Here is a 17706-nt window from a genome sequence, read left to right on the forward strand (position 1 = left end):
CCCTCACTTCATTTTCAGAAAGTTACTCACGCTGAAGAGCATTCTGAACATCCATATGTTGAACTTGTTTACCCTGTTCTTTCCGGGGCCGTAACCGAAATCTTTCACCGGTCTGAGAAATCTGTACCTCCCAGCGTTGTGAACGATGGGAATGAGCTCACCATTTTCGAGATAGAACTTCGAATCTTTCACGTAGAATTTTTCTCGGGCCGTTGAAGGAATGAAGTTGTACTTCGAAGGAAGTTCCACATGAGGGTTCTTGTAGATCACGTAGTTTCCAATGACAGTATCTCCACCCCAGACGTTTATGTTTTTCAGACGTCTCTCCATTGTTCTTGCGAGCTCGAGGAAACCTTCCCTTGGTGCTATTATCACACCCACGTTGAAGAGCTTTTTGTTTGAAAGAAAAGACTTTATCTCCTTTCCATTCACAAGGTCTTCTTCCTTCACCACGAGATCAATGGGTGGACTCAACTGCTCCACAACCGCTCGAAAAGCATCTCTGTGTTCCTCGAATAGGTGCGAGATGTCACTCTGGAAGATGATGTCTCCGCCATCACAAAACAGGATCTGATCGTACTCAGGATGATTCTCAAGAAAAATGGCAAGATTGATGAAACGCGTGTTGTTTATGAGTCCAGAACGCTCCACAGCCGGAAAGTTGATAACCTCTTTAGGAAGTCCTGTGAGACCGTAGTTTATGACGAGAACGTCCGTTTTGCTCAGATCCACATTTTCCTTCAGAGATCTGTACCAGTCGTTCACAAGAAAGTCCCTTATTCTGTCGTTACCTGCCGTTGCTATCAGATTCAAAAACATCCCTCCTGAGTCTCTTTCTGAGATTTGCCATTTCGATCGCTACCATCGCTGCTTCAAAACCTTTGTTTCCACTCTTTGCTCCGGCTCTGTTGAGGGCCTGTTCAAGGGTGTCCGTGGTGAGAACGCCGAAAACAATAGGAATATCAGAGGTCATGTTGAACTGCGCTACAGCCTTACCTATCTCGTTCGCCACCACGTTGAAGTGGTACGTCTCCCCTCTTATCACAGCACCGAGAACGATTATAGCATCGTGCACGTTGAGGTCGAGGAGTTTCTTGAGCGTGTATATCGCTTCCATACTTCCCGGAATTCTCACAACCGTTATGTTCTCGTCTGAGACACCGTGTCTTTTCAGCCCGTCGAGCGCCCCCTCGAGGAGTTTCGAAGTGACAAGGTCGTTGAACCTAGGAACGACTACGGCTATCTTCAACCCTTCTCCTCTGTAGTCTCCCTGGATAACCTTCATGAATTCACCTCCCCAAGGATCTCCTCAAGTTTGTGTCCGAGTTTTCTCATTTTTGTTGAAAGATAAAACCTGTTGTATGGTGTTACTCTCCCGTACAATCTTTTTGTTTCGATAACTTCGATTCCGTATTTTTCAAGACCAACCGTCTTTCTTTGGTTGTTGGTGAAGAGAAGAACCCTTTCGATGCCAAGGGCTTTCAAGATCTGCACCGCCGGTGCGTAATCTCTTTCGTCCTCAGAAAAACCAAGAACTCTGTTTGCCTCCACCGTGTCCAAACCTTTGTCCTGAAGAGAATAGGCTGCAATTTTGTTCGAAAGGCCGATTCCTCTCCCTTCCTGTCTCAAATAGATCAGGATACCTCCGTGAGCTGACATGTATCTGAGAAAATTCGCCAGCTGTGAACCGCAGTCACACCTCAAAGAAGAGAGAACATCCCCGGTCACGCATTCGGAGTGTATTCTCACAGCAACGGGATCTTCGAGGGGTTCCTTAACGATTGCGAAGTGTTCTTTGCCATCGAGGTGGTTTTCGAAAGAAACAACCTTGAAGACACCGAAATCCGTTGGAAGTGTTGCTTCTGCTTTTTTCTTCATGAGAAGCTTTCTCTTCACAAATTCACGCCAGACATCGTCCATCTCCAGAACGGGGAGGGAAAACCTCTTCGAAATTTGTAAAACATAATCCAGATTGTGAGAATTTCCCTTCTCATCCAGAATTTCCACGATCACCGCATAACGACTGAAACCTGCGAGTTCAGAAATTTCCAAAGATGCCTCCGTGTGTCCTTTTCGTCTCTGGAAACCGATTCCTCCGATCACTGTGACGTGGCCTGGGTACCTGAACTCATAGAAATATCTGCCCTCTGCCAGTTTTCTGCACGTTTCTGCCCTTTCTGACGCCGAAATCCCGGTGCCAGTGCCCCAGTCCACCGGGACAAAATAGTTCGCTCCGTAGTTCGAGGAAAGTTTTACGAACCCTCTTTTCAAAAGATCTTCTTCGTCGGCTGTAACACAGAAGAGTCCCTTCCCGTATGTGACGAAAAAATTCACAACGTCTTCGGTGATCAATTGAGCGGGAAAAACAAAATCCGCTTCGTTCTCTCTGTTTCTGTCGATCAAAACGACAGGTTTTCCTCCCTCAAAAGTCTCTCTCAGTTCTTCCACTGTCTATCACCCCTTTCAAGTAGCGAGCGATGATATCGATCTCGTAGTTAACGGGATCTCCGGGCACCAGATACTGGAGGTTCGTGTTCTCGAACGTGTGTGGGATCACCTGAACACTGAACGTGTCCAGAGAAGTTTCAACGACGGTGAGGCTGATACCGTTCAACGTGATAGAACCTTTTGGAACGATCGCCCATCTTTCCGACGGCATCGAAAAGAACATGAAATAGCTGTTTCCGCGCCTTTCCATTCCGACAAACCTGACGGTACCGTCCACATGGCCTGTTACCAGGTGTCCTTCAACTCTGCTGCCGAGAGCCAGAGATTTTTCAAGATTGTAAAAACGAGAAACGAAAAGATTGGTTCTCCTCCTCGTTTCCTCACCCACATCGAACCAGTACTCTTCTTCTGAAAGCCCGGAGACAGTCAGACACACACCGTTCACCGCTATACTCTCTCCCAGTTTCACTTCCCACGTTCTTTTGAAGAAGATCCTCTCTCCTCTGAGGTGCCCTCTTTCCACCTTCTGAACTATTCCCGTGAACACGGTCTCATCTCCACCAGAAACTCCGAATCGGAAAACTCCACGTTCACCACTTTGAACTTCGGAGGAACCGAAACATCTGACAGATAACCGGAGAAGACATCAAGCCCCTTTCCGAAAATCTTCGTCGAATAAAAACCAAAAACCACATCTGCGTGATCCAAAAATTCACTGAACACCTTCGATCCGCCTTCCACCAAGACAGAATCGATATCCCTTTCATACAGATTTCTCAATATACTCTCCACAGAACAATCGCTCAGGGCCTTCTCCACGTGTGGTGGATATTCCGCCTCTTCACTTTCTGTGAAAACGATCACCCGAGCGTTTTCTTCGAACACTCTGAACACTTTCCCACTCAAAACACCCTTTCTGTCGAGGATCACCCTCACAGGATTTCTGCCTTCTTTCAGTCTGCAGGTTAGCTGAGGATTGTCCTTCAAAACCGTTCCAGCACCGACGAGAACAGCAGAGTAGATGTTTCTCATCTCGTGAACCTTGAATCTGAGTTTGTCTGTGATCCACTTGGAATCTCCTCTGTGATCAGCTATTTTCCCATCTAAGGTGGACGCGTACTTCAGCGCAACGAACGGCCTTTTCTTTGTCACATAAGTGATGAAAAACTCACACAGCTTTTTCACCTCTTCTTCCAAAACACCTTCTATCACTTCAATACCGTGATTTCTGAATTTTTCCACACCGTTTCCCGAAACAGGATTTGGATCCCTTGTTCCAATCACAACGGTTTTTATTCCACTTTCTATGATCAGATCCGTGCATGGAGGTGTCTTTCCATGATGATCACAGGGTTCAAGGGTAACTATGAGAGTTGCACCTCGTAAATCTTCTCCTTTCTTTCTTGCACTTTCTATTGCCATCCTTTCAGCGTGCGGACCTCCAAAATAGGGATGAAAACCCTCCGCGATTATCCTGCCGTCTTTCACAACGACCGCACCAACTGGTGGGTTGGGATTCACCCTTCCAAGTCCTTTCTTTGCAAGCTCTATCGCTCTTTTCATGAAAGTTTCATACATACAACACCCTCCCTGTGTAAAAGAAAAGGGACCCTCTCGGGTCCCATATAATCTCCACATCACGCTCTCTCCCATCCGGACTTTCACCGTCGGCCCCGGAATTCCACCGGGTCAACCCTCCTGAGAGGGCTCGCGGGCTTTCACCGCCGGTCGGGAATTCCACCCTGCCCCGAGAGCGTTTCTTTTGTATTCAGTTTTCTCCATTCTATCAAGGATTTATTTCCAGAAGGTGAACAGATCTTTTAACTTCATCTGCCGATCACTCTGTTTTTTCCACGCTGTTTTGCCAGATAGAGGTTATCGTCTGCTTCTTTGAGAAGATCGTCTATTGTCTCATGATCTTTCATTTCGCAAACACCGATACTCACGGTTACATTCAAGCCGTTTTCAAAGACTTCTTTCTCGATCTTAGTCCTGATTCTCTCAGCGAGGCTCACCGCTTCGTTCAACTTCGTTTCAGGACAGAGGATCAAAAACTCTTCTCCACCCCACCTCGCAATCACTTGACCTCCTCCCAATCCCCTGAAGGGGATGGGATTCTTGGTGGCTCTCAGGCCACCTTCCATGGAGCCAAAGATGCTCCATGGCCACAGAGGTGTGGATGAAACCTCACACCTCTGACGGGGGCCAAGCCCGCTACTACCTGGCCTGTGCCAGGATACCTTTTCCAGATGTTGATTGCTCCAACTCCGTCCCTGTGATACTCAAAACCACAGGCTTTGCAGTGGTATCTTCTTCCGTTCGGATTGTTCTTTGCACCACAGTTAGGACACGTCTTGCTTGTATTCGCTTCTGAGATGAGTTTCACTTCGATTCCGAACTGCTCTGCTTTGTACCTTATCATCTCGATGAGTTTTCTGAACTGCCACTGGTGGATCTTCTGGTTCGCGTTGTCGCTGTAGTCTGCTCTTTCTCTGATCCCTGTGACGTCTCCTATCACGATGGTTCTGATTTGTTTTCTGAGGCACAGCCCGATGAAACTGCTTGTGATCTTGTGCATGATGTCGTTGATCTGGTTTCTGAGCCGTCTCAGGGCTCTTTTCTTTGCACTAACAAGCTTGTTGTACCTTCTTGATCCCTTCTTGCACTCTGCTATGGCAGACTGAAAACTTGCAAGGCGTTTGTTTCGATAGCGAAGAGTGCTGCTGAGGACTCCTCCGTGGTAGCTGATGACTTCTTTTCCATCAAAGCACGTGATGGGACGGAGCACTCCAAGGTCGGCCGCCATAACACCAGAGCCAGCATTCTTCTCTTCAATCTCCACCTCTATCGCAAGGTGGAGATAGTATCCATCTTCAAAGACAAGTCTTGCCTGTTTGATGCGAAGGGGAGGTTTGAGAGGTGTTTGTACAACAAATGGTTCTCGTTCTTTGCCCAAAGACAATCTCAGGGTACCGTCTGGCAGAAGTTTTACAGCGCTTTCTTTCCATATGAACGGCAGATAGCGTTTTTTCTTGTGGGGAGGTTTTGCATCTTGATTCTTTTTGGCTGCTTTGAAGTACCCTTTGAGGGCTTGAAAGTAGAGCTGAACAAATGCCTGCTTTGAATGGACGTGGATTTTGATGTTTTCTGCCCAGCGGAGGATGTATTTGTCTGCGGCAGGCCAGGACAGCCAGAAGCCTTTCTTTTGGTGTATCTTTCGCACAAGAGACATCGTTTTGTTGTAGATTCTTGCTGCTGTGCGGTTGAGTTCTTCGCACATTCGATTCAAATGTCCTGGTACGGCGAGTTTGTAGGTTCGTATCACACGTCCGGGCATTTTCCCACTCCCTGTGCTAATTGTAACACAGTTGAACTACAACAACCGTTTACTACCCCCTGAAGGGGGATAGCTTGCGTGGTTGGGGTTCTGTCATGGAGTCGGCCTGCTATTCCAAGCTCTTTCAGTTCTTTCTTGTTAAGTCCCAATTTCTTTCCTAAGAGAACAGCGATTCTCGAAGTGTATTCCGGGTGAAGGGCTGTGTAGTGATCTTTCTTGTCGATAATTTTGATCAGTCTTTCGAGCCCTTCTGTTTCATAGTGAAACTTCAAAATAGACCTCACAAAAATGGAGCGAATGATGAGTATAATTGCGAGTCCTCCAAGTGAACTCCAGAAAGAAGCTGCAAACCATTTATTGCCGGGCTTACTCTTGTACTCTAAACCCCAGAACGTCTTCTTTCCTCCCTTTCGAAACTCCACAGAAGCACCGATTGAGTTCAAAATACTGGCCACATCCCATTCTACATACGCTGTCCTGTCAGCTATCATTTCTTCCCCCATGCTGTCGTATATTTTGAACAGTGCCCAGAGTCTTTCCCCATCCGATTCCACTCTGTAGTATTCTTCTTCGAAACTCGGGGGTTGATTAAGGATCTTTATTTCTTTGATGTGTGGATCTAAAGACTTTATTTCCTCAAAGGCTTCTTCGTTGAATTCTTCATCGTTTTTTTCTATCGCTTCTTTCAGTTCTGTCCACTGAAAGTATCCACTCGATACGAGATCTACAGACCGCTGAACGATAGTTTTGAAAACCTCGAGTTGATAGTCTTCCAGTTTCTTCTGGTAGTGGATTTGAACAAAAGCCACTCCAAAGAAAATGAGCATTGCGACGACTAAGAAAATCCATTTGTAACGTTTCAGATACAAAAATCATCCCCCCGAGTTTTTTCAAGCCGCTTCTTCGGATGGTTTTGAGAAAAAGCCAACTATCGCGAGAATATCACCCACGAACATGAGTATGAAACCCACCCCGAAAACAACAAGAAGGATCGCTCCCCATTTGTAGAAAGACGCGGTGGTGTTGAAGACTGAGATTTTCAAACTCTCGGCGAGCATCCTGTAGGCTTTCACCTTGTAAACGAGGGCTATTATTCCAAGAACAACGATGGTTACGAAGCCGGCTAAGTCACACCACCAGCGAACAGACCGCCCGCGAAGAGTGAAGCAACGAGTGAAACAGAGAAGATCACAGAAACGATCAACAGCAAAACAGCGGGTATCAAGAGGTAGTTGAAGATTCTTCTTTCCCCCACTTGCTGTGAAATGTTGTATATGCCGATGAGAAACAGTATGAGCCCCACAAGAGAAAAGATCCACCCTACCACTGGCACCGCACCGAACAGTTTGAATATCATCCCTACCCCCGCTAACGTTTTCGCAGTGGAAAGATTCATCGTATCACCTCCACCTGAAATTGTACCAGACAAGACCGATCCACTCGTAGATGGCCCGTGAATTCAGATAGAAAGAGGTGGCATTCGGAAGGAAATCTACGAACTCCGGATCTCCAAAGTAGAATCCAGCGGGGTACGGTGTTACACTCTGGAAAAAACTTTTGAAAGTGGAAACAGCCCTTCTCATGTGAATCGAATCGGTTACCAGAATGATGGGCACATCTCCTATTTTTTCCCTCGTGAAAAAGGCGTTTTCGTACGTGTTTCTCGATCTGTCTTCAACGGTGATCTTCTCCTCGGGAACACCCAGCGAAACAAGGTAGTCTTTCATTATCATCGCTTCCGGCCTCAGCCCGGTTAGGCTACCACCGGTTACGAGTATAGGCATTTTTGTCTTCTGGTAGATCTGTACACCTGTCAGAAGCCTTCTCAGAGTGGCATCGCTGAGGTTGTCACCCGCTTTCGTGTTTCTTTCCACACCACCACCGAGAACAACGATCACAGCATCGTTTGGAAGCGTTGCAGGAACATCGAGGTTTTTCTCGAGAGACCAGAGAAAGAGAAACTCCCCCACGTAACTGCTGAAAAGATACGCGGTCACTGCCAAAGCCAAGAGGAACCATCTTGCTTTTTTGAAAAAGAAACTCCCCACGATCAACAGGAGTATGAAAAGACCGGGTGTTACCAGAAATGCTCCGATGATTTTTTGAAGGAACATCCTTCCACCTCCACGTTTATGATTTTAAACGACTGTCGATAATCATAGGGGGAGGATGAAGAATGGACGTCTGGAAAGTCCTGGGAAGATACAGCAACGTACTCGTTCTCTCGAGGAAAAACAGCATCCTCATCCTCGAGATAAACGGTAAGGCACCGAAGCCGGGAGAGAGTGTGAGAGTCTGGAACAACAAGGTTATGACCGGAAAGGAGCTCAAAGCGAAGCTCCTGGCGCGCTTCGATGAAGAACTCTCCCTCAAGGTTCTCAAAGTGCCGGGTCTTCTGGAGTTCTTGCACGACATTTCCCGCGGGTTTGATAAGAAGTACGTTCACTTCGTGAAGTTGTTCATGAAGTACCTCGTTCCATCTCGATTCCTCAAGATGAACGATGAAGAAAAGAAGATCATAATGAAATCTCTTCCTGAGGTTTTCGAGTCAGGACCTTCCAGCGTTCGAATCACGTTTTCCGTCAAGAGCTTCTTTGAGTACGTTCAAAAGAACTTTCCAATCAATCGGAATATAAATGAAGAGGCTCTCAGAAGAACATTCACTTTGAAAAGACCCATCTTTTCCACCGAAGAGTACGATGTCTATCAGGTGAATGAACCGCTCTCTAAGGGATTCGTGGGGAAGAACTACATGGCACTGCCTCTCTCTGGAAAGTACCTGATTGTTGTTTTCAGAAGGAGAAACTTTCCGTTTGTCGTATTCAAACTCAAAGAGGAGCCGGATCTGACCTTCTTTGAAGATTTTGTGAACGACAAAGTAGCGGTTGAGAAAAGAGAAAACGGCTGGGTCCTCATCTGGAAAGACAGAGAAATGATGGAGTTTGAACTTTTAGACAAAGAACTCCTCCCAAGACCTGAAAAACTGGTGGACGATGACCTCTTAGATGCCGTCTTTCTTTTGAACAGCCTTCTGGAAGAAAACGTCAGGTTCGCTTCAATGCCTTCTTTCGGCATTCAGGAAATGTGGTGGGAGAAAGACAACAATAGAGTGATCCTTGTTGTTAACTCTGTGCGGTTCGGCAGGGTCGTTGCCGACGTGATTTTGGAAGGCAGATCCCTTTCGGTGAAATTCTACGCTGAAAAGAATTCGGAGGAATTGTCTGCTCACAGCGAAGAGCTTCAGAAGGAATTCGAAAGATTGGGATTGATCGCGCACGTCTTCTTTTTGAGAAAGGATCCCATGAACTGGGAGGGATTCAATGCATACGGATGAGATAAAAAAAGCAGTGGCTTTGAAATACGATCCCTCCAGAACGAGTGCACCTGAGGTTGTGGCAAAGGGTGTGGGTGAAGTTGCAGAAAGGATAATCGAGGTGGCCAAAAGGTATGGCATACCAATAGAAGAAAGGCCGGATATCATAGACGATCTTTTGAGACTTGATCTTTTCTCAGAGATTCCTGAAGAGATGTACCTTGTAATCGCTGAGATATACGCCTTTCTGAAAAGATACGACAAATGAAAAGAGGTCCCCAGAGGTGGGGACCTCTGTGTGGTCGGGGCGACTGGACTTGAACCAGCGACCTCTTGCGCCCCATGCAAGCGCGCTAGCCACCTGCGCCACGCCCCGCCGTCTTTATATTTTATCACAGGATATGAAGATTTCAACTATGGATTTTCAGTCCGGAGATCGGGATTCGGTCCTCTGTGGAGTTGTCAGATGTGTTGGTATCTGGGAAAATTTAACTCTCCCACTTGATTTTCTTTCCGATATGGTTTAAAATTACCCTTGGATGGCCCCATAGGATAACGGCCAGTCCGCCGGATTCTCAGTCCGGAGGTCGGGGTTCGATTCCCCGTGGGGCTGCCAGATGAAATAGCAGAAGTGTAAAGGGATGCCAAAGGCATCCCTGTTTTTGTTTTAACTGGTATCTTTCTGCTTTCCAGCGATTCTCAAAAAACACCTTGCTTTTTCAGACGAAATTTTAATATAATACAACATTAAAACTTCATTCAATGACAGGGGGATGATCACGGGAAAGAAAGTGTGTTTTCTGGCCTGTTTGATCTTCTCAGCAGTGCTGTTTTTTGCAATAGCGGTGGTATTATTGATGGAACTCAGGAAACTGACACGCTTTCAGAAACGGCGAGAGGACTTGTCGATCAGCTTCAAGCAGTGATAAGCAACACATCTTCGTTTGAAATACCAAATCCCGATGGTTCTCCAATCGAGTACAAGAACTGGGCAATGAGATTTCTGGAAGGCGCCTCTTCTATGATCTATATTCTAAGCGATTTTGAACAACTCGTGGAGGCAGAGGGCTGGCAGTATCTCTACTATGTATTTCAGGCAAGTTTCTCCACTCCTGCCCCCGTCACATCGATCGAAGTCGAGGGAACAACGGAATATACCACAAAGTTCATCCCATTTCTCCTTAACAACAAACCAGACTTTGTTAAGGATACCTATTTCCTTTCTCTGAAGTTCACAACGGAGGATGGAACGACAACGGCGGTTCAATGGCCGATGATATTGGTGAATGGAAAGTGCTACTTCTTCTCGTTAGAAATCGTACATACGAATGAAGGAACCGAAGTCAGACTGTACCCGAAACCACAGCCTATATTGTGATCATTTCTCTATTAAAACCCTGCTCCTCACACCGAATCCGTGCCTTTCGAAGAAGCCTTTCTTCACCTCGAGAGCGTATCTGAAAGGACCTGGCGCGTAGTAGATCTTGCAGGGTTCTTCTCTGCACGGCTCCATCTCCTGAATGGAGAATATGACACCGCTTCTATCTATGAAAGCGATCTCGAGGGGAACGTACGTGTTCTTCATCCAGAAACCCGAGCGAGTGTCCTTTTCAAAAACAAAGAGCATCCCGAAATCGTCCGGGATGCTCTTTCTGTACATCAAACCAATGGAACGCAGGGTGGGGGTGTTCGCTATCTCCACATCCAGTTTGAGTGATTTTTCTCCATCGGTAATCACTATCTTTCCTTTTGGGAACTTCACCCTGTCGCTCTGTCCAGATGCAACGACCACAACAACTGTCCCGATTGTAATCAGAATCGGCAGAAGAAACTTTTGAAATTTCAACCCCCACATCACCTCAGTTCCGCTATTGTCTTCACTATGTAACTGTTGAGCAGGCTTTCGAGGTACTCCTGCTTTCCGGATGGAAGCTCGATATCCTCTTTGTCTATTATATACTCTTCGAGTTTTTCGAAGTCGGCTTTTCCTTCTACTATCTCTTTTCCGATACCTTCTTTGAAGCTCCTGTACTTTTCTTCGATGAATCTGTCGAGTACTTCATCCTTTACGAGCTTGTACGCTATCTTGAAGCCGAGAGCGAAGGTGTCCATTCCCACGATGTGACCGATGAAGAGATCCTCCACCTTGTAGGAAGCCCTCCTCACCTTCGCGTCGAAGTTGAGGCCACCTTTTGTGAATCCTCCTGCTTTTATCACTTCGTACATGGCAAGTGTTGTGTCGTAGATGTTCGTTGGGAACTGGTCGGTGTCCCAGCCGAGCAGGAGATCTCCCTGGTTGGCGTCGATGCTTCCGAGTTTTCCGAGGATCCTTGCCATCCTCAGTTCGTGCTGGAAGGTGTGGCCGGCAAGCGTCGCGTGGTTCGCTTCGATGTTGAACTTGAAGTACTCATCAAGGCCGTGGTTCTTCAGGAAAGCGTAGGCCGTTGCCACATCGAAATCGTACTGGTGCTTGGTGGGTTCTTTCGGCTTGGGTTCTATGAGGAACTGTCCGGTGAAGCCGATCTTCTTTGCGTACTCTACTGCCATTCTGAGAAATCTCGCGAGATTTTCGAGTTCCAGCCCGAGATCTGTGTTGAGAAGAGTTTCATAGCCTTCTCTTCCACCCCAGAAGACGTAGCCTTCTCCTCCTAGTTCTTTTGTGATCTCGAGGGCTTTCTTCACCTGGGCTGCCGCGTAGGCAAAGACATCCGCACTGCAGGTCGTCGCGGCGCCGTGCATGTACCTCGGATGGGAGAACAGATTCGCCGTTCCCCAGAGGAGTTTCACGTTGCTGTCCTTCATTCTTTCCTTTATTCTTTCCACCACTTTGTCCAGTATCTTGTTTGTCTCTCTGAGCGTTTTTCCTTCGGGAGCGATGTCTCTGTCGTGGAAACAGAAGTACTCGATGTTGAGCTTTTCGCAGAACTCGAAGAGAGCGTCCACCCTCGCAAAAGCTTTGTCCATGGGATCGGAGAACCTGTTCCATGGGCGTTCAGCGGTTGGATCTCCAAACGGATCTCTTCCCTCGTTCACGAAGGTGTGCCAGAAGGCGACGGAAAACTTCAGGTGATCCTTGAGAGGCTTTCCATCGATCACCTCGTTCGGATCGTAGAACTTGAACGCCAGCGGATTCGTGCTTTCCTTGCCTTCAAACTGAATCTTTGGGATTTCTGGGAAAAATTCCATCATGTAAACACCTCCCTAAATTTTTTCTATCAATCAATTATATACAATCTTGGGGTATCATTTCAAATATTTTTTTAGGATATACTTGAATCTGGGAGGTGTTTTCAATGGAGATCACAAAAAGAATAGAAGAACTCGGAGAAGAAATGGTGGAGTCCCTGAAAAAATTCATCTCCATCAATTCGGTGAATCCCGCCTTTGGAGGCCCAGGAGAGAAAGAAAAGGCCGACTGGCTCGAAGAACTCCTCAGGGGTTTCGGTTTCGAAGTCGATCGCTACGACGTGAAAGACGATAAAGGTATGTGGCGATCGAACGTTGTGGCAAAGATTCCAGGGAAAAACAGAGAGAAAACGCTCTGGATCGTAACTCACATCGACACCGTACCACCGGGGGATCTTTCTTTGTGGGAAACGGATCCCTTCGTGCCTGTTGTGAAAGATGGAAAGGTGTACGGCAGAGGTGCCGAGGACAACGGGGGATCCATGATAGCCTCCATATACGCTGGGAAGGTCCTCATCGACCTTGGTATCGTTCCCGAATATAACTTCGGTCTTGCGCTCGTCGCCGACGAGGAGGCGGGAAGCAGGTACGGGATCCAGTATCTAATAGAAAAGGGGTTGTTCAGATCAGAAGACATGTTCCTGGTTCCGGATGCAGGAAACGAAAAGGGGAACTTCATAGAGATCGCCGAGAAGAGCATTCTATGGTTCAAAGTGACGGTGAATGGAAAGCAAGGGCATGCTTCAAGGCCGAGGACAACGGAGAACGCACTCAGAAAAGGAGCACAGCTCATAACGGAGATAGATGAAACGCTTCACAGGAAATACCCCGATAGAGACGAACTCTTCGATGAACCACTCAGCACGTTCGAGCCCACTCGCACTGAAAAAACTGTGGACAACGTGAACACTGTTCCCGGCAGATTCGTCTTTTACTTCGACTGTAGAGTTCTGCCTCGCTACGATCTCGACGAAATACTATCCACCGTCGAGTCGATTCTCGATGGAAGAGGCGCTGAGCTGGAGGTTGTTGTAAAACAGCCTGCACCCGAGCCAACTCCGCCTGATTCAGAACTCGTGGCAAAACTTTCCAGTGCTTTGGGAAGTCTAAGAGGCCTGGAAGCGAAGGTGGGAGGAATAGGTGGGGGCACCTGCGCCGCGTTCTTCAGAAAGAAAGGTTGGCCCGCTGTCGTCTGGAGCACGATAGATGGGACTGCTCATCAACCCAACGAATACCGAAGGATCTCGCACATGGTAGAAGACGCAAAGGTGTTCGCATTGCTCGGAATTGAGAGGTGAATCGATTGCTCAGAACGATCGCTGATCACCTCGTGGATGTCGCCCAAAATTCCGTGAAGGCAGGAGCGAAAAACATAAAAATAGAAATTGAAGAGACCGATGAGTGGTTCTGTTTCATTGTGGAAGACGACGGACCTGGTATAGAGGATCCAGAAAGGGTGTTCGATCCCTTTTTCACCACAAGGGATCCCAGGCTGAGAAAAGTGGGACTCGGTCTTCCGTTTTTGAAACAGGCCACGGAACAGACAGGTGGATTCGTTAAATTGCACACAGAAAGAGGAAAGGGAACAAGGGTGGAAGCGCGATTCAACCTGAAGAGTGTGGATTGCCAGCCGGTTGGGGACGTAGCCGGTGCACTCGCGAGTCTCGTTCTTTCAGGCCCCGGTGTGAACTGGTACATCATCAGAAAGAAGAATGGAAACGGTTACGAGATAGATACCATCAAATTGAAGGAGAAAGGGCTCTGGGACCCAGAGAATCCTGGTTTTGCGGCTTTTCTTTTCGAAACTCTGGAAGACCTCGAGAAAGAGCTGAAAGGAGGTGAAAACAATGAGTGAAAAATTCGAACACTACTACACGGTGGAACCCACATCGAAGCTGAAGGTCAGAAATGCGAAACTCGTCCTGAAGAACGGTCATGAATACATCTTCAAAACACCTTCCGGTGTGTATTCTTACGGAAAAATAGACAAAGCCACACAGGTGCTCCTTGAAAACCTGAAAGTCCACGGAAAGAAAGTGCTCGATCTTGGGTGTGGATACGGTGTGGTAGGAATCGTTTTAAAAAAGGAATATCCAGATCTTGAAGTTTATATGAGCGACATAAACAAGCGCGCGGTGGAATTCGCCAAGATAAACGCGAAGGATCACAACGTTGAGGTCGACATAAGGTGGGGAAATCTTTATGAGCCATGGGAAGGTATGAAGTTCGATATGATCGTGTGCAATCCTCCAGTCGTTGCAGGAAAGAAAGTCTGGATGGAGATAGTGAGAAAGGCTCCCGAGTTTCTTGAAGAAGGTGGCAGCCTTCAGGTCGTCGCTTACCACAACAAAGGGGGCAGAAGGATCAGAGATTTCATGGAGGAGATTTTCGGGAACGTGGAGGAACTCTGCAAGACCGGTGGAATAAGAGTGTACAGATCCGTGAAGGGATTGAAAGAGGATGAAGATAACGCTGAATAACGTTTCTTTCAGATACAACGGAAACTACGTTTTGAAGGACGTGAACGCCGAGTTCGAAACGGGAAAGATCTACGTTGTGGTGGGGAGAAACGGCTCCGGGAAGACCACCCTTTTGAAGATCCTCGCGGGACTCCTGGAAGCTGAAGGAGAGATCCTGCTGGATGGTTCACCGGCGGATCTGTTCCTTTTGAGAAAGAATGTGGGTTACGTTTTCCAGAATCCGTCTTCGCAGATCATAGGTGCCACCGTGGAAGAGGATGTGGCCTTTTCGCTGGAAATATTGGGACTCGACGAGAGCGAAATGAGAAAAAGAATAAAGAAGGTCTTAGAACTGGTGGGACTCTCCGGTCTCGAAAAGGAAGACCCGCTGAACCTTTCAGGAGGTCAGAAACAGAGACTCGCGATTGCCTCGATGCTTGCTCGTGACACACATTTCCTCGCTTTAGATGAACCGGTTTCCATGCTGGATCCTCCTTCTCAGAGGGAAATATTTCAGGTGCTGGAGAGTCTCAAGAATGAAGGAAAGGGAATAATACTGGTAACACACGAACTGGAGTATCTGGATGATATAGACTTCATACTCCACATCTCGAATGGTACAATCGATTTCTGTGGAAGTTGGAAGGAATTCATGGAAAGGGAGTTCGACGATGTGGAAATTCCTTTTAAGTGGAAACTCTGGAAGAAATGTGGGAAGATAAATCTGTGGGAGGATCGATATGAGAATTCTGGTAACCAATGACGACGGGATACAGTCTAAGGGGATCATTATCCTCGCAGAGCTTCTTTCTGAGGAACACGATGTGTTCGTGGTGGCTCCCGATAAAGAGAGGAGCGCAACAGGTCACAGTATCACCATACATGTTCCGCTCTGGATAAAGAAGGTTTTCATCTCAGAGAGGGTGGTTGCGTACTCCACCACGGGAACACCCGCGGACTGTGTAAAGCTCGCTTACAACGTGATCATGGATAAAAAGGTCGATCTCATCGTGAGTGGTGTGAACAGGGGACCCAACATGGGTATGGATATTCTCTACTCTGGAACGGTCTCAGGTGCGATGGAAGGTGCCATGATGAACATTCCATCGATTGCCATATCGAGTGCGAACTACGAGAGTCCTGATTTCGAAGGGGCGGCGCGTTTTCTGATCGACTTTCTGAAAGAATTCGACTTCTCACTCCTCGATCCCTTCACCATGCTGAACATAAACGTTCCCGCTGGTGAGATAAAGGGATGGAAATTCACAAGACAGAGCAGAAGAAGGTGGAACGATTACTTCGAAGAGAGAGTCTCACCTTTTGGGGAGAAGTACTATTGGATGATGGGAGAGGTCATCGAAGACGACGATAGAGATGACGTTGACTACAAAGCTGTTAGAGAAGGGTACGTCTCCATCACTCCGATACATCCCTTCCTCACGAACGAACGGTGTCTGAAGAAGTTAAGGGAGGTGTACGATTGATGTACAGAATAAGAGTCTTTGGGGATCCTGTTTTGAGAAAGAGGGCAAAACCCGTCACGAAGTTCGACGACAACCTGGAAAAGACCATAGAGAGAATGATAGAGACAATGTATCACTACGACGGTGTGGGGCTTGCAGCGCCACAGGTTGGAATATCTCAGAGGTTCTTCGTCATGGACGTTGGAAATGGCCCGGTTGCCGTGATAAACCCTGAGATCCTTGAAATCGATCCCGAAACCGAAGTGGCAGAGGAAGGATGTCTCAGCTTTCCCGAGATCTTCGTCGAGATAGAAAGGAGCAAAAGAATAAAGGTCAGATACCAGAACACGAAGGGAGAATACGTGGAAGAGGTGCTGGAAGGTTACGCTGCAAGGGTTTTTCAGCACGAGTTCGATCATCTGAACGGAGTTTTGATCATCGATCGAATCAGTCCAGCGAAGCGCCTTTTGCTCAGAAAGAAACTCATGGACATAGCAAGAACCGTTAAGAGATGAGGAGGGAAGAGACGTGAAAAGGTGGTTGCTTTTGATTTCCTTGATGGTGTTCTCCGCGGTTGTGTTTTCGTTCTCCGCACCCGTTGATTCTCCAAGGGTTTCGGCAACTTTCGGTGAGTACAGAGGGAGTGGAAACAGAGGACCTCATTTTCACATGGGAATCGACTTTTCTACGGGATTGAAAGAAGGAGTTCCCATATACGCCTCCGAGAGAGGCTGGCTCGTCAGAATCGAAATAGACGAGGACGATATATACGGCTACACAGTGGTTCTGGAACACGAGAATGGATACAGAACGCTCTACGCCCATCTGAGCAGATTCTCGAAAAAACTGGAAACGGTAGCGAGTTCTTTGAAACAAGAGTTCGGGAATGTGAGGATCGTCGTGAACTTCCCTGAGAAAGAGATCTGGTTCGAAAAAGGTGAAGTCGTCGGATACTCAGGAACCACAGGAGAGGCACCCATTCCCCACGCACACTTCGAGATAAGAGACAGGAACGAGGAAGTTTCCTACGACCCTTCGACTTTCTTGAACCTTCCAAAACCCGTGGATGAGGATATTGTTCTGGAAAAAATAAAGATAGGAGACAGTGTGTACGATTTCGTCGAGGGGAGGACGTACCCGTTCAGTGGAAATTTCCCGGATCTTGCGATCAAAGCCTATTCGAAAGGGTTCAACAACACGTTAGGACTCAAGAAGATCTCACTCCTTTTGGAAGGTGAAGAGATCTATCAGATCTCTTTCGATCAGATTCCCTGGTCCGAGTTCACAAACGTCTGGGGAGTGTACGATAGGAAGTCCGTTTCGGCCGCGTACAGGTTTGAGCTCTGGTACAAATTGTTCCCCGAAACGTTTTCTTCGATGATAAAGGTGAACAAATTTCCCGAATTGGGAAAAGCCCCAGATTTTGCCAAATACACAGTCGTTATTGAAGATATCTGGGGCATGAAGAAGGAATTTTCTTTCTACCTGCAGCGGAGGTGA

The 17706-nt window shown here is 47.3% G+C and carries 23 protein-coding genes, 2 tRNA genes and 1 riboswitch; of the genes, 11 read left to right on the top strand and 14 right to left on the bottom strand.

What is annotated here, in order from left to right; all coding sequences use genetic code 11:
* Positions 1 to 3 precede the first annotated feature (3 nt).
* The 11 genes from TPET_RS05645 to TPET_RS05690 all read right to left on the bottom strand — a co-directional run bounded on the left by TPET_RS05645 (position 4) and on the right by TPET_RS05690 (position 7899).
* Positions 4 to 819: a glycosyltransferase gene (locus TPET_RS05645; RefSeq protein WP_010865411.1), complete on the bottom strand. Its 816-nt coding sequence runs from the start codon at positions 817 to 819 to the stop codon at positions 4 to 6.
* Complete coding sequence (gene ribH / locus TPET_RS05650) at positions 788 to 1285, bottom strand: 6,7-dimethyl-8-ribityllumazine synthase (protein ID WP_011943644.1); 498 nt, start codon at positions 1283 to 1285, stop codon at positions 788 to 790. Before ribH ends, TPET_RS05645 begins: the two co-directional genes overlap by 32 nt.
* Positions 1282 to 2448 carry a bifunctional 3,4-dihydroxy-2-butanone-4-phosphate synthase/GTP cyclohydrolase II gene (locus TPET_RS05655; protein ID WP_011943645.1) on the bottom strand — a complete coding sequence of 389 codons (1167 nt, stop codon included), beginning with the start codon at positions 2446 to 2448 and terminating at the stop codon, positions 1282 to 1284. Before TPET_RS05655 ends, ribH begins: the two co-directional genes overlap by 4 nt.
* Entirely contained in the window at positions 2423 to 2995 is a 573-nt protein-coding gene (locus TPET_RS05660) for a riboflavin synthase (protein ID WP_048810872.1), read from the bottom strand. The genes TPET_RS05655 and TPET_RS05660 overlap by 26 nt, the downstream gene beginning before the upstream one ends.
* Positions 2980 to 4026: a bifunctional diaminohydroxyphosphoribosylaminopyrimidine deaminase/5-amino-6-(5-phosphoribosylamino)uracil reductase RibD gene (ribD, locus tag TPET_RS05665; RefSeq protein ID WP_004082374.1), complete on the bottom strand. Its 1047-nt coding sequence runs from the start codon at positions 4024 to 4026 to the stop codon at positions 2980 to 2982. Before ribD ends, TPET_RS05660 begins: the two co-directional genes overlap by 16 nt.
* Before the next feature lie 59 nt (positions 4027 to 4085).
* A riboswitch (FMN riboswitch) is annotated at positions 4086 to 4207 on the bottom strand.
* A gap of 67 nt (positions 4208 to 4274) precedes the next feature.
* The gene (locus TPET_RS05670) at positions 4275 to 4529 is read right to left on the bottom strand and encodes a GGDEF domain-containing protein (RefSeq protein WP_004082375.1); all 255 of its coding nucleotides are present in this window, start codon (positions 4527 to 4529) and stop codon (positions 4275 to 4277) included.
* Between the two features lie 47 nt (positions 4530 to 4576).
* On the bottom strand, positions 4577 to 5785 hold the full coding sequence (locus TPET_RS05675; protein WP_011943647.1) for an RNA-guided endonuclease InsQ/TnpB family protein: 1209 nt from the start codon (positions 5783 to 5785) through the stop codon (positions 4577 to 4579).
* The gene (locus TPET_RS05680; protein WP_011943648.1) at positions 5770 to 6654 is read right to left on the bottom strand and encodes a hypothetical protein; all 885 of its coding nucleotides are present in this window, start codon (positions 6652 to 6654) and stop codon (positions 5770 to 5772) included. The genes TPET_RS05675 and TPET_RS05680 overlap by 16 nt, the downstream gene beginning before the upstream one ends.
* 21 nt (positions 6655 to 6675) lie before the next feature.
* Positions 6676 to 6858, bottom strand: coding sequence for a DUF996 domain-containing protein (locus tag TPET_RS09650; RefSeq protein ID WP_011943649.1), 183 nt, complete (start codon positions 6856 to 6858; stop codon positions 6676 to 6678).
* A 50-nt stretch (positions 6859 to 6908) separates the two neighbouring features.
* Positions 6909 to 7181, bottom strand: a complete 273-nt coding sequence (locus TPET_RS09655; RefSeq protein ID WP_011943650.1) for a DUF996 domain-containing protein — start codon at positions 7179 to 7181, stop codon at positions 6909 to 6911.
* Positions 7182 to 7185: 4 nt separating this feature from the next.
* Positions 7186 to 7899 carry a YdcF family protein gene (locus tag TPET_RS05690; protein WP_011943651.1) on the bottom strand — a complete coding sequence of 238 codons (714 nt, stop codon included), beginning with the start codon at positions 7897 to 7899 and terminating at the stop codon, positions 7186 to 7188.
* 62 nt (positions 7900 to 7961) lie between these two features.
* Here TPET_RS05690 and TPET_RS05695 point away from each other — a divergent pair, with 62 nt between their 5' ends.
* Both TPET_RS05695 and TPET_RS05700 read left to right on the top strand, forming a co-directional pair.
* Complete coding sequence (locus TPET_RS05695; RefSeq protein WP_011943652.1) at positions 7962 to 9119, top strand: flagellar hook-length control protein FliK; 1158 nt, start codon at positions 7962 to 7964, stop codon at positions 9117 to 9119.
* Positions 9106 to 9366, top strand: coding sequence for a FlhB-like flagellar biosynthesis protein (locus TPET_RS05700; protein WP_011943653.1), 261 nt, complete (start codon positions 9106 to 9108; stop codon positions 9364 to 9366). The genes TPET_RS05695 and TPET_RS05700 overlap by 14 nt, the downstream gene beginning before the upstream one ends.
* A 31-nt stretch (positions 9367 to 9397) precedes the next feature.
* On the opposite strand, the gene TPET_RS05705 is transcribed toward TPET_RS05700, so the two are convergent.
* Positions 9398 to 9474: transfer RNA gene (locus TPET_RS05705), tRNA-Pro, on the bottom strand.
* A gap of 165 nt (positions 9475 to 9639) precedes the next feature.
* On the opposite strand from TPET_RS05705, the gene TPET_RS05710 reads away from it, so the two are divergent.
* Positions 9640 to 9714: transfer RNA gene (locus tag TPET_RS05710), tRNA-Glu, on the top strand.
* Between the two features lie 177 nt (positions 9715 to 9891).
* Positions 9892 to 10476 carry a hypothetical protein gene (locus tag TPET_RS09605; RefSeq protein ID WP_235280289.1) on the top strand — a complete coding sequence of 195 codons (585 nt, stop codon included), beginning with the start codon at positions 9892 to 9894 and terminating at the stop codon, positions 10474 to 10476.
* Here TPET_RS09605 and TPET_RS05720 read toward each other — a convergent pair whose 3' ends face one another.
* Together TPET_RS05720 and xylA are read right to left on the bottom strand one after the other, a co-directional pair.
* A complete protein-coding gene (locus tag TPET_RS05720; protein WP_011943655.1) occupies positions 10477 to 10944 on the bottom strand; it encodes a DUF192 domain-containing protein in 468 nt (155 codons plus the stop codon).
* A gap of 8 nt (positions 10945 to 10952) precedes the next feature.
* On the bottom strand, positions 10953 to 12287 hold the full coding sequence (xylA, locus tag TPET_RS05725; RefSeq protein ID WP_011943656.1) for a xylose isomerase: 1335 nt from the start codon (positions 12285 to 12287) through the stop codon (positions 10953 to 10955).
* 104 nt (positions 12288 to 12391) lie between these two features.
* Between xylA and TPET_RS05730 the strand changes: the two genes are divergently transcribed.
* Genes TPET_RS05730 through TPET_RS05760 form a run of 7 tightly spaced genes read left to right on the top strand, consistent with a single transcriptional unit; the run spans position 12392 to position 17706 of the window.
* Positions 12392 to 13582: a M20 family metallo-hydrolase gene (locus tag TPET_RS05730; protein WP_011943657.1), complete on the top strand. Its 1191-nt coding sequence runs from the start codon at positions 12392 to 12394 to the stop codon at positions 13580 to 13582.
* 5 nt (positions 13583 to 13587) lie between these two features.
* A complete protein-coding gene (locus tag TPET_RS05735; RefSeq protein ID WP_011943658.1) occupies positions 13588 to 14139 on the top strand; it encodes a sensor histidine kinase in 552 nt (183 codons plus the stop codon).
* The gene (locus TPET_RS05740) at positions 14132 to 14764 is read left to right on the top strand and encodes a class I SAM-dependent methyltransferase (protein ID WP_011943659.1); all 633 of its coding nucleotides are present in this window, start codon (positions 14132 to 14134) and stop codon (positions 14762 to 14764) included. The genes TPET_RS05735 and TPET_RS05740 overlap by 8 nt, the downstream gene beginning before the upstream one ends.
* On the top strand, positions 14745 to 15506 hold the full coding sequence (gene ecfA1, locus TPET_RS05745; protein ID WP_011943660.1) for an energy-coupling factor ABC transporter ATP-binding protein EcfA1: 762 nt from the start codon (positions 14745 to 14747) through the stop codon (positions 15504 to 15506). Before TPET_RS05740 ends, ecfA1 begins: the two co-directional genes overlap by 20 nt.
* Positions 15484 to 16227, top strand: a complete 744-nt coding sequence (gene surE / locus TPET_RS05750; RefSeq protein ID WP_011943661.1) for a 5'/3'-nucleotidase SurE — start codon at positions 15484 to 15486, stop codon at positions 16225 to 16227. The genes ecfA1 and surE overlap by 23 nt, the downstream gene beginning before the upstream one ends.
* Positions 16227 to 16721, top strand: coding sequence for a peptide deformylase (def, locus tag TPET_RS05755; RefSeq protein WP_011943662.1), 495 nt, complete (start codon positions 16227 to 16229; stop codon positions 16719 to 16721). Before surE ends, def begins: the two co-directional genes overlap by 1 nt.
* Positions 16722 to 16734: 13 nt before the next feature.
* Complete coding sequence (locus TPET_RS05760; RefSeq protein ID WP_004082174.1) at positions 16735 to 17706, top strand: M23 family metallopeptidase; 972 nt, start codon at positions 16735 to 16737, stop codon at positions 17704 to 17706.

Origin of the sequence: Thermotoga petrophila RKU-1 (genome assembly GCF_000016785.1) — a bacterium.
In the GTDB taxonomy this organism is placed as follows: domain Bacteria; phylum Thermotogota; class Thermotogae; order Thermotogales; family Thermotogaceae; genus Thermotoga; species Thermotoga petrophila.